General features: G+C 46.4%; 10 protein-coding genes. 2 read left to right on the top strand and 8 right to left on the bottom strand.

The window, feature by feature from the left end; all coding sequences use genetic code 11:
* Positions 1-28: 28 nt before the first annotated feature.
* The 5 genes from NXH67_RS06055 to NXH67_RS06035 form a co-directional block, all read right to left on the bottom strand.
* Entirely contained in the window at positions 29-919 is an 891-nt protein-coding gene (locus NXH67_RS06055; RefSeq protein WP_272796784.1) for an NAD-dependent epimerase/dehydratase family protein, read from the bottom strand.
* 117 nt (positions 920-1036) lie between these two features.
* Entirely contained in the window at positions 1037-2503 is a 1467-nt protein-coding gene (locus tag NXH67_RS06050) for a hypothetical protein (RefSeq protein WP_272796783.1), read from the bottom strand.
* Between the two features lie 98 nt (positions 2504-2601).
* Complete coding sequence (gene rfbH / locus NXH67_RS06045) at positions 2602-3972, bottom strand: lipopolysaccharide biosynthesis protein RfbH (RefSeq protein ID WP_022778050.1); 1371 nt, start codon at positions 3970-3972, stop codon at positions 2602-2604.
* Between the two features lie 90 nt (positions 3973-4062).
* Positions 4063-5109 (bottom strand): CDP-glucose 4,6-dehydratase, encoded by a 1047-nt coding sequence (gene rfbG / locus NXH67_RS06040; protein ID WP_272796782.1) that lies wholly within the window; start codon positions 5107-5109, stop codon positions 4063-4065.
* Positions 5110-5124: 15 nt separating this feature from the next.
* On the bottom strand, positions 5125-6153 hold the full coding sequence (locus tag NXH67_RS06035; RefSeq protein ID WP_022778048.1) for a glycosyltransferase: 1029 nt from the start codon (positions 6151-6153) through the stop codon (positions 5125-5127).
* A 198-nt stretch (positions 6154-6351) separates the two neighbouring features.
* Here NXH67_RS06035 and NXH67_RS06030 point away from each other — a divergent pair, with 198 nt between their 5' ends.
* Entirely contained in the window at positions 6352-7386 is a 1035-nt protein-coding gene (locus tag NXH67_RS06030) for a hypothetical protein (protein WP_272796781.1), read from the top strand.
* Position 7387: 1 nt separating this feature from the next.
* Here NXH67_RS06030 and NXH67_RS06025 read toward each other — a convergent pair whose 3' ends face one another.
* Genes NXH67_RS06025 through NXH67_RS06015 form a run of 3 tightly spaced genes read right to left on the bottom strand, consistent with a single transcriptional unit; the run spans position 7388 to position 10700 of the window.
* On the bottom strand, positions 7388-8632 hold the full coding sequence (locus NXH67_RS06025; protein ID WP_272796780.1) for a hypothetical protein: 1245 nt from the start codon (positions 8630-8632) through the stop codon (positions 7388-7390).
* An 8-nt stretch (positions 8633-8640) separates the two neighbouring features.
* Positions 8641-9762 (bottom strand): DUF58 domain-containing protein, encoded by a 1122-nt coding sequence (locus NXH67_RS06020; RefSeq protein ID WP_272796779.1) that lies wholly within the window; start codon positions 9760-9762, stop codon positions 8641-8643.
* The gene (locus NXH67_RS06015; RefSeq protein WP_272796778.1) at positions 9762-10700 is read right to left on the bottom strand and encodes an AAA family ATPase; all 939 of its coding nucleotides are present in this window, start codon (positions 10698-10700) and stop codon (positions 9762-9764) included. The genes NXH67_RS06020 and NXH67_RS06015 overlap by 1 nt, the downstream gene beginning before the upstream one ends.
* A 162-nt stretch (positions 10701-10862) precedes the next feature.
* On the opposite strand from NXH67_RS06015, the gene NXH67_RS06010 reads away from it, so the two are divergent.
* A complete protein-coding gene (locus NXH67_RS06010; RefSeq protein WP_272796777.1) occupies positions 10863-11945 on the top strand; it encodes a GGDEF domain-containing protein in 1083 nt (360 codons plus the stop codon).
* The last annotated feature ends 50 nt before the right edge of the window (positions 11946-11995 follow it).

The raw sequence follows: 11995 nt of genomic DNA, 5'->3' as shown, positions 1-11995 counted from the left end.
ATGTGCTCCCGAATGATTATTAACTAAATTATATCATATTTTTGATCGTCTCCTCAAAGGAGATCGATGCTCTCCAGCCTGTATCCCTATAAATCTTGTCCACGGAGGGCTTAAGGGATACGAAGGGCTTTGGCCTGTCTCCGTAAGTTATAAGTTCATGGTCAGCCAAAAGAACTTTTGCAGTCCTTTCGGTAAACTCTTTTAAAGGCCTGTAATCGCCGTTTGCTATGTTATAGATATTTTGGTCCAGTCCCCTCTCTAAAAGAGCCAAAATCGCCTCTGCAGCGTCTCCTGCGTCCAAATAATCCCAATACTGTTCGCAGGAACTAAGTATCATTCCCTCGCCCTTTTTGAGTCTTGAAACAAGATCCGGAAACATTCTTCCGGAAGGCTCATATTTGCCGATGAGACTGAATATCCTGCCCCAGATAAATTCCATATTATATTCACGGGCTTTTTGACCAAGAAGCTCGTAAGCCTTAACTTTGCACCTTCCATAGGCGCTGAAGGGCGAGGGAGGAAGGTCCTCTGTAATAATTCCATCCTTTATCCCATACTCTGCCTGAGAACCTATTCCGACAAATCTTTTCACGCCCATTTCATGAGCTGCCTCCATGAGGTCAAGAGAAGCCTTCACATTGGCTTCCTGGGCTGCTTCATCATCCCGTCCGCCGCCCCAGGCAAGGTGGATCACCGCGTCCGGGAACTCTCGCCCTTTTTCCCGAAGGATTCCGGGAAGGTCGCCATAATTCTCCATCTCGCAGTAAACAGGAACCACATTCTTAAGCCCCTTACATCTGTTGTTATGAGAAGAACCCTCCCTGCCAAGGGCAAAAACCAAATAGCTGTCCCCCGACATATGTTCCACAAGATTAGCCCCGGCAAATCCGAAGGCACCTGTCACCAGTACTTTTTTCATACCACCGCTCCTTACGCAGTCTATTAAATAAGCCTTAGCTGCTCCGTCCTAATTCGTAAGCAGCCAAGGCTCCAATTTCGTTTCTTAAATCTCACCGATGCCGGGCACCGGTCCTTGTCAGCCGTTGTCGTCTATTATCAGTTCTTCAAGTTCCGTTTGCTGCTCCTCATCGGCAGGTGTTCCTTCCGTCTCCGTATTCACATTGTTTTCAGGTGCAGCGTTTATTCCATCGAGAGCTTCCTGATACAGCCTCTCAAACTCTTCTCTTACAAGCTCCTCAAGCCTTTCTTCTATGAGTTCCTGAAGTTTCTGCTCCTTGAGCTCTTCCAGTTTCTCACGGCGGAGCCTTTCCAGCTTGTCCTCTTCAAGTGTGAGTCTTCGCTTGGGCTCTTCCTCCGGATCATCACTTTCGGGATTATCCTCATCTTCAGTCAGTTCCAGAACCTCCATGGTTTCTCCGTCAGAAATATCCTCATCAGAATTTTCTTCAGCAGAATTGCCCTCATCAGAATTGCTTTCACCGGAAGTCATTTCATCAGCATCTGCAGAACTTACGTCTGTAGCTTCATCAGAAGTTTTTTCCTTTGCTTGCTTCATAGCCTCCCGAAGTTCATCCTCATCAAGAGCCATTGCGCTCCAGGACACCACAATCGAAGGCCTTGAAGTCGTATTTCCCCAGTTGCCGTTTGCATTACATGCACCGGTCAGCGCAAAGGAATATGCCTCATAAGAATCCTCCCCGTCCCTGGTCTCCTTAGCCTCATACTGCCCGGACTCTTCATTCCAGACGTAGGTCGGGCCCTTCCTTGAAGGTGCCTGCAATATCGACTCAAGCACAACGTCTTTGCCAGGAGTTACGGGAATTTCGTTTCCATCATTGTCTATAAGTGCAAGATACAGTTCCGGATTGACTGAGTCTGCAAATTCCTTGTTGCCGTTCATTATAAAAGAGTCTGCGTTCATAATTGACGCTTTAATGATAACCTTAACCGGAATCGTGCCTTTATTCTTGATTGCAAGGAAATCACTGGTGGATGAAAAGAGATACTCACCGTCTGAATTCTTAAACAGAACCGTAGCACTTTCTTCAACCTTACCCCCACCGTACTTGGCTGCGCTTGTCTGATAAACCAGCTTCATGGGGTCCATGATAAAATCAAATACATCTTTATTATCAGTAACAGGAAACTCTACTTTGGCAACTCCCTCCGGCAGCTCTTCCACCGGCGCATCAAGGGTGATCACCCCTGACTGAGCTCCATTATCTGCCTCAGGATTCTCTTCCTTTTGCTGTGCTTCTTCCGCTTCCCTGCGGGCAAGTTCCTCTCTAAGCTCGTCCTCATCTATCTGTGCAAGGAGCTCCTCCTCATCAATGAGACCCTTGAGTTCCTCCACATCTATGGTGGCTCTGAGCTTATCTCTGTCTATACTGTCATATATAGCCTGAACATCTATCCCTTCGCCATAGACTTCTTCCAATTCCGCATTTTCAGAAGCCATCGCCGTCACAGGAGAAATAGCAAGAAGCGCAGCAACAAACAAAGCCATGAATCGTAGGTAAACATGTCTTTTGTCTAACATCATTCTGCCTCCTTTGCATTGATTTTGAGAAAAAAACCTGGTATCTCAATTTCTTTTTCGGCAAAAGAGGCTGAAACCTTTAGCGCCAACGTAAAATATTTTTATTTTCCGCAGGCTTTTATTATGACTTCTGACATGTAATCAATCTTCCTGTCGGAAAGTCCGGGATAAACACCGATCCAGAAAGCATCCCTCATGATCTTGTCGGTGGTATCGAGACTTCCGCTAACCCTGTAGGCATCGGTATCCCTGTACTCATCAAAGCAAGGATGCTTAATGATATTTCCGCTAAAAAGAAGTCTCGTCTGAATATTGTTCTTCTCAAGAGCAGCAGTTATAGCATTTCTTGTGATTGCCTGTCCGTCAGGCGTTACAGCACCGTCCTTCACGCACAGGATAAAGCCAAACCAGGAAGGATTACTACCCTCCTCGGGCTCAGGAAGAACAAGCACATCTGAGAGACATTCAAGATTACCCCTAAGCCTCTTCCAGTTCTTTCTTCTGCTCTCGGCAAAAGAAGTAAGCTTATCCAGCTGAGCTACGCCCACTGCAGCCTGCATATCGGTAGCCTTGAGGTTGTAACCAAGGTGGCTGTATACATACTTGTGATCATAGCCATCAGGGAGCTGACCAAAGTGTCCGTCAAATCTCCTGCCGCAGAAATTGTCCTTGCCGGGAGGGCAGATGCAGTCTCTTCCCCAGTCCCTGAAGCTTCTGACAAGTCTGTGAAGAAGAGGATTGTCGGTGTATACACAGCCGCCCTCTCCCATGGTGATGTGATGAGGGGGATAGAAGCTGGAGGTCCCGATATCTCCCCAGGTTCCAGTATATCTGGTCTCCCCGTCAATCTCGTACTCTGATCCCAGGCTGTCGCAGTTATCCTCCACAAGCCAGAGATTATGCTCTGTGCAGAACTTCTTAACTTCCCTGAGGTTAAAGGGATTGCCCAGAGTGTGAGCTATCATGACTGCCTTGGTCTTATCTGACAGTGCTCCTTCCAGTCTTGTTACATCGATGTTGTAGCAAGGAAGCGCCACGTCAACGAATACAGGCACAGCCCCGTACTGAAGTATGGGCGCTACCGTTGTGGGGAATCCACAGGCAACTGTAATTACCTCATCCCCTCTCTTTATCTGCCTCTCCTTAAGTTCCGGCGCTGTAAGAGCCATGAATGCAATAAGGTTGGCAGAGGATCCGCTGTTTACAAGGCTTGCGAACTTAACTCCAAGGAGCTTCGCAAACTTCTCCTCAAACTCATCTGTATATCTTCCGGCTGTGAGCCAGAAATCCAGTGAAGAATCCACCAGATTAACAACTTCTTTCTCGTCAAACACGCGTCCCGCATAGGGAATCCTGTCCCCTTCCGAGAACTCCTCTTTATCCGTCTTCAAGAACTTCTCATAATACTCTTTGGTAAGTCTCTTAATCTCTTCTCTTGCGGCCTTCTCAGCCTCTCTGTCAAAACTTGTCATATTTCATCCTTTACATACAAATAATTATATAAAGTCAAAATGCTTAACATGCAAGCATGTACGCATTTTTGACTTTTGACACCCATATCATTATATTAAGCCAAAGTACTCACGTATCTGATTCTCCAGACACTCATTGGCACTTCCGTCAAAATAAGCCTTGGTCCATTCCACGGTTTTCTCGATGGCGGTATCGATGTTCCACACAGGAGCCCATCCGAGCCTCACCTTGATCTTGGAACAATCCAGTTTGAGGTAGTTGGCCTCATGGGGGCCTCCGTCACTTTTTTCCTCAAAAGTAAATCCTTCACCCCACTTATCCCCAAAGAGCTCCGCCAGTCTCCTTGCGGTCACGGCATCGCTTTCATCAGGTCCGACGTTGTAATATCCCGCCTTGGACCTGTCTGTATACTGCTCCTTGCACAGAAGAAGGTATGCTGACAGCGCCTCAAGAACATGCTGAAAAGGCCTTGTGGAATAGGGGTTACGAAGTACGAGGCTGCGCCCATCCCTAACTGCCCTAACGCAGTCAGGCACTATCCTGTCCGCAGCAAAATCTCCGCCGCCAATTACATTACCGGCTCTGGCAGTTGATACCGCGATATTCATCTCATTAAAAAAGGAATTGATATAAGAATGTGTCACCAGCTCCGAGCAGGATTTGCTGTTGGAATAGGGATCGTAGCCGTCCAGCTTCTCATCCTCTCTGTAGCCCCACTCCCACTCGTTGTTCTGATAGACCTTATCCGTGGTCACATTAAGAAAAGACCTGACACAGCTACTGTTTCTTACGCACTCGCAGATATTGACTGTGCCCATAACATTGGTCTCATAGGTATAACGGGGATTTCTGTAGCTCTCCCTGACAATGGGCTGAGCCGCAAGATGTATCACAATCTCGGGCTGCGCCTCATCAAAAAAGCTCTTAAGCGCATCCATATCACGAATATCCCCGATTCGCGACGTGATCTTTTTCTCCACTTTGGATATGTCAAAGAGATTCTCTTTCTCCTGGGGTTTCAAGGCATATCCATAAACTTGTGCGCCTGCCATCACAAGTATATTGCAAAGCCAGGCGCCCTTAAATCCGGTATGACCGGTTATAAATACTTTTTTGTTTTTGTAAAAATCCAGCATTATTACTCCAAAACGCTATTCAATATAATTGTCCGCCACCTGCTGTGCCTCTCGCTCGTAGTCCCTGGCCTGTTCCTCGTTGCCAAGCTCTCTGTAGCACCTAGCCAGTGCAAGCCTTGGAAGTTCGCGGCTCTTCTTGATATCAAGAATGCTCGTGCATTCATAGGCGGCATTAAAGTACCAGATAACTGCTTCGTCCAGATCTCTCTTTTTGTAATAATAATCTCCGAGATCATAGCACATCTCACTGCTCATGTCAGTTATGGCATCCTTAAGAGTATACTTCAAAAGTGTCTCCGCGTCATCCTCAATTACAGCAGCATGGGCAACAACGCAGCAGGCCTGCTTGACCTCATCTATGCTTCTGTTATTGTCCTTGACGGAGGCGGCAAAAAACTCTTTGGCCTTGATAAAATCATCATCGGTACCCGCAAGAAACAGCTCCCTTGCGTACATTCCGTGAAGCCTGTTGGATATGGCTCTGCCCTCCGATATAGCTTTTCTGAAGGAGGCGAGATCTCTTCCTGCGTGATTCTCCCTGGGTCTGTGAATGATCTCCACATCACTGTTGCAGATTACCGGATCCAGTGAAACCATCTCATGGATGGGATCGACCCACTTGAAGGTACGGATTCTCTTAAATAGTTTGGGACGAAGTTCCCTGTCATAGTTGTAGACGGTATTAAATGCAAGCTGATTGCAGTAATACATCTGGACAATATCGATGTTGAGCTCATCAATGTCACCTTTGAGCTTCAAGAATCTCTTGCGATTGTCCTCGTCCAGTTCCTCATCCGCATCGGCGGCGTAGATATAGTCGCATTTTGCCAGTGAAAATGAATAGTTCCTGGCATCGCTGAAGTCCCCTGTCCACTCAAAATCGTAGACAGTAGCGCCGTTTTCCCGGGCTATCTCCTTGGTTCTGTCAGTAGAGCCGGTATCAACAACGATCATCTCATCAACTATGCCCTGAAGACTCTTTAAGCATGTTCCAAGGCACGCTTCTTCATTCTTAACTATCATGCACAGACTAATCGTAACCATATTGGCACCTCCGCATATATTAATGTTATCTTTTTATCTGCTTTTTTTCAACTGTTTGAAATTTCACGGCTGGAAATTTTACCGGCGGAAGAATACAATATTATAGTTAAAAAAAATTAATCCACGAGGACTATTGTGATCAGAGTAAGTAACAAATTAAATAGATTAAAAAATATCAAAACATATACAGCACCAATATTGGCATTGTTATTGGGCCTGAGCCTCTGCTCCTGCGGACTAAACACTGGCAGGCAGGAAAGTTCTGCTGTCCCCGCCTACGACGGCAAGGACTATGTGGAGATTTCAACCATCACCGCAGAAGGCGAGAATCCCGAAGAGTTCGCAGCTACCTACGAGCCGATGCAGAACTTTGACTCAGAACTCAGCGTCCCCACCTACGTCACCAAGGTCGACGATACCTATTTCATTGTGGACTGCTATCACAACCGTATCATCTACAGCACTGAAATGGGCATTCCTCTGAATCAGTGGCATATAATGTCATCGAATCTCACGCAGCCCCATACTCTGGCAAGTGATGGCAAGGTATATATCGCAGACGACACAGAGAACAACAGAATACTGGTATTTGAGAAATTTGACGGCAAATTCATCAATACCCAGTCTCTCTACAACGTAGGCAGCAGGCCGCACTACACCGTCTATGACAAACAGACCGACACCTTCTATGTATGGAGTTCCGTCACCGGTGAGCTGTACTGCTTCAGACACCCCGCGGATTCTTCAAGAATATACCTCACTGAGATCAAGAAGATCCCGGAGCTTGATGGAATCTACGTAAGATCCTTTTCCATAATCGACGGAGATATCTTTTTTGTCTCAGGAGTATCCCAGTCCGGCCAGGCTCCCAAGATCTACAGATGCAGTCTCCAGGATCTTAGCATCAAGGAAAGCGTAGACATCCCTGAACAGATCGCGGGAATGGCTCAGATAACCGCCATCGGTGATTATTATTACATAACGGTTTCCACAGACCTTTCAGGAGATCAGAATGCTGCGACCATAATAAGAACCGGAGATCTTCATGAGCTCTCTTCCGGAAACTACGAAGATATCTACTCTGACTACTTTATAGGCGGCGGAACCCCCTATTACATCTCAGAGGTTGACGGAACCTATTACCTCACAGAACATCGACTTAAGGGTCACGGCGTATGGAATTTCACCTGCGACGAACACGGCAACATAACAAATGTCACGGCAGTTTATTAAGCTACCGTGACATTTTTCTCATCCGCCTTACATCCTCAGAGGATATCTCCTCTTTACTGTATCTTGCTTTTTCATATAATTTTCTGATATCCTGACTATTTCCCGTTTCGCTATAGGCGGCCCTTAGCTGCTCTTCCGGGGTATGGCTGGAGCGAACATCCTCAAAGCCTGCACCCTTTTTTACAAATCTCTTGTACAAAAGTCTTACCTGGCCCCTGTTCGAAAGCCTTGCTGCAAGCGGAATTCGATTCTCTTTTCTGCCGTCTCTGTCACCGGTTTCCTCCTGAAAAGCGGGCTTAAGATACTCAACCTTATCCCTCGAGAGCCTGTCCCTTATCCCTATGCGTCCCTCGTTGAAATACCTGATAAAAAACATTACAGCCTTAACCATGGCAATCACAAAGCCGATGGCCACCACTATCGTCAGCATACCAAAAAGCACATCCCAAAGTATCCTGATATATGAGTCGTCATAGCCCATTGGATGAAGCGCCAATTCTCCCTGTCCCTGGGCCGGCGGCGGAAGATACTCTTCCTCCATGATGGTGTAATCAAACAGTGAAAACAGCCACTTAAGGAACCTGATCATAACCGCTCCCACTGCGTCCATTATCTCTTTTCCATAGTCCAAAAAGACACAGAGAGCCATAAACACCATGCTGATACCGATATATATCACCAGCATCAGACGATTGGTCCCAAGTATGGATTCATAGGGAACTCTCGCCCTCTCCTTAAACACTGACACCGCTGCTGCCGTCTGCCTGGTATTATAAAAGATCACCGCCAGGATTCCCCAGAATATCTCGCACAGAAGCACCAGCAGCTGCGCATCCCCAGCCTTGGCCAGCTTGCAGGCTATCATCATCGCCACAAACAAAAATGCCTCAGGCATAGCCGGATAGAAATACACGCCCTTTCCCAGCTTGGCGTTGATGGCAATAACTGTTATCGCTGCCATGATAATCGCTCTGACAATCGTAAAGCCCATATTCTGGGTTCCCGAAGCCACCGACAAATAGGTGCACAGCACTATTCCCGCCCCGTGTCCCAGGAAGAACGGCACGATGCCTGAAAAAAGGTACTGCACCAGCTCGCTTATCAGCACGAATACAGTCAATAGCAGATTGCCTGCATACATAGCGGTGCTTCCCTCCATTCCCGTGGCCCTGAACAGAACACTCGCCATAACAAAGGGGAGCATCATATTATTTAAAATTCTAAGTATCTCCAGTTTCTTATTCATCTATAGTCTCACTCATGAATAAACATTCTAAGATCAATTCTCTTATCACCTATGGGAGTATTGTCCATATCCCTTGTTATTGGGCATATCCATAGCAAATGCCCCTTCTTGTCGCAGAGTGTCTGTGCAGCTGAAACAGCGCCTTCTCTTCTACTGGTGGAGATAAAACAGTAGGTTGTTCTGTCATTATCCTCTTTTTCCACGTTGTGTTTAATAATCTCCCTCAGATCATCCTTGTCCTTGGTAAGGTCAATCCTTGCAAGAGCTCTTAAAAAGCTGGTGACATGATCCTTGGACGCTCCTGCGGACAGAGTAACCGTCTCTCCGGTGACCTTGTCCTTCCCGTTGGTTAGCAGCGAAACGGGAATGCCTTTTTTGATCAGTTCATCAGCCAGAGACATACATATCCTGATGCTGTCCTCAAGAAGTTCTGTCTCAAACAATATTCTTGGTTCCTCCACATTAAGCACCAGTGTGATCTCAGGACTTGAGGTATAGTCATGAATGTTGACCTTCATCTGCCCCGTCCTTGCAGTCGCCTTCCAGTTGATGCTTCCCATGGGGTCTGTGGGCACATATTCCCTTATTCCTCTGAAGGTAAAATTGTCTTCGTAGAGAATGCGCCTTGTCACCACCTCCCCGCAGAGCTGCAGCATTAGCGGCTCTATCCTGGCAAAGGGAAGAAGCCTTGGATAAACATATAAACTTGTTCTCTGCTTTCTCATTGCATAATGAATATCCGGGCTGAAAAAATCCGAAGCATTGATACTGGTCTGAAGGATGCTGTAATACCCCCTCTGCGGGCAATGAACCGGCAAAGTCCTGGTAATCCTGGAATAAAAGCGAAGGCTGAATACATCCAGAACATTAACCCTGTCCGACACCGTCACATTGGTCTCATCATCAAAGGCCAGACCTATATCAGTCTGAAAGCCCACCTGAAGGATATGAAGCGGAATGAAGTTCCTGTTGGTGACAACCTCCGTCAGGGATGTCTCTTCCCCCTCCACCACGGCGCTTTTGTCAAAACCAAGCTCCACCTCCAGATTCCTCTCCCAATACCTTGCAAAAAGATATCTCTCCAGCTGATACAGCAGATATAGAATAATTGGAATCAGTATTATAGGCATCAGAATACCTCTGTAGGTACCGGGACCTCATTTAATATCTCATCGATTATCTCCCTGCCGCTTCTGACAGAGCCGAAGCTTACGCCAACATACAATCTGTGTGCAAGAACAGGTCCCGCAAGCTTCTTGACATCCTCGGGAGTTACATAGTCCCTTCCCTGAATATAACTGTAGGCCTGGGCACTGTTCATAAGTGCAAGACTTCCTCTGGGGCTCACACCTGCTGCCACGTCATCTCTTTTTCTTGTGGCAACCGCAATGTCTGCGATGTATTCCCTTATCTGAGGATGCACCTGTACTTTCAGAGCCTCAGCCTTCATGGTCTCTATATCATTCATGCTTGCAACAGGCTCAAGGCTCTCCAGCAGTGCGTTTTTCTTCTCACCAAGAAACCTCTCCAATATGCCCGCTTCCTCATCTCTTCCGGGAAGCCCCATGGAGAGCTTCATGATAAATCTGTCCAGCTGCGCCTCGGGAAGAGGAAAAGTTCCGCTGGTCTCAATGGGGTTCTGAGTAGCTATTACAAAAAAGGGCTCGGCAAGCCGTCTGGTGACACCGTCTATGGTGACCTGTCTCTCCTCCATACACTCAAGAAGTCCGGCCTGAGTTCTGGGAGTTGCCCTGTTTATCTCATCTGCGAGAAGGATATTGCAAAAAACCGGTCCCTCGTTAAAGACAAACTCGCCCTTACCCGCTTGGTATACGTTTAGTCCCGTAATATCAGATGGCAGCAGGTCCGGTGTAAACTGAATCCTGTTATATGAAGCATCGATGGATCTGGCCAGCGCCTTAGCCAGCATAGTCTTACCGGTTCCCGGAACGTCCTCCAGGAGCACATGTCCCCCCGCCAGAATGGCCGTCAGCACCATAGTTATCGTCTCATCTTTTCCTATTATGACTTTTCCTATATTTTCTCTTATATCCGTAATCTTTCCCATGTGGACCTCCCAATCCTCCAAAAGCCTTATATCCTCTATTCTGCAATATTTTTCCCAAAACATCCACACCCAAAAATAACCTTTCAGGGCAATTATTAGAATATCAAAAATACACTTTCGTTATTTCGCAAAAGAATGTACAATGATTTAGGGGGTTACATCATGAATCTTATACACGGAGCAAAGACGCTCATCGAATTACGAAAAGACTATTGCAGCATGAATCCTGAAGAAAAAAAGGATTTCTATGAGGCAAAATGCAGATATTATCAGAACTATGTGGCTGTGATAACGATTGCATCAGCTTTATTATCCATGCTGTATCTTATTCCGGATTATCTGATAAACGGTTCCATTATTCCCACCCTGCTTCCAAGGCTGTTCGCATTTATCGCAGCGGCAGTGTTTCTTATCGTCACCGGTCGTTGCCAAAAACGCAGCGTTCTTGTATTTATGGATCATTTTTTGGTCCACGCCATAGCTCTTAGTTGTATCTGTACTGTTTTCAGGCTCGAGGACAACACCTATGCAGGAGAGGGTTTTATTATAATTTATCTCGTATTTATGCTGACAGGTTTTGCATCCAAGCCATTGGAGTCACTTTTTTCCTGCATTTTGTTTATTTTGGAAGTCATTATATCCACAACGGTCATCACATACTCCGATCTTGAATGTATCATTGTCCCCATGTGTCTATGCACCATTGGAATCTTTATCTCCCATATGTTCCTTATGCTTTTTTACCTGGATCATTACAGAATAATGCAGAGGCTGGAGCTTGCCATGGTAACAGACCCGCTTACCCAGGTATATAACAGGCATCTCCTGGAGAGGATAATCACCCAGAATGCTCTGAAGGATATAAACGGCCCCGTCGCAGTTGCAATGCTGGATATTGACTATTTCAAGCAGGTCAACGACGAACACGGACACTACACCGGAGATCTGACCCTTCTCTATATCGGCCAGAAGCTTTCAAATGAGACCCACGACGATGACTTTGTTATCAGATTTGGCGGCGAAGAATTCATCATTATACTGAAAAACTGTGATGTAAACAACGCCTGCGCCAGAATGGAACAGTTCAGGCGCGATATAGAAGCCGCAACGGACATTCCTGTTCCGGTCACAGTATCCATCGGCGTTTCAAGATATACCGGAGACTTCAGTAAGACCATCCAGAATGTAGATAATGCACTGTACAAAGCCAAGAACACCGGCAGAAACAAGGTGGTTGTATATTAAAAGCAAATAATATTCGAAAAAAAAGCCTGAAGGAAATACCGACTACTCAC

It is taken from the genome of Butyrivibrio sp. DSM 10294, assembly GCF_028539135.1.
Classification (GTDB): domain Bacteria; phylum Bacillota; class Clostridia; order Lachnospirales; family Lachnospiraceae; genus Butyrivibrio.
This window is presented reverse-complemented; position numbering and strand designations above follow the sequence as displayed.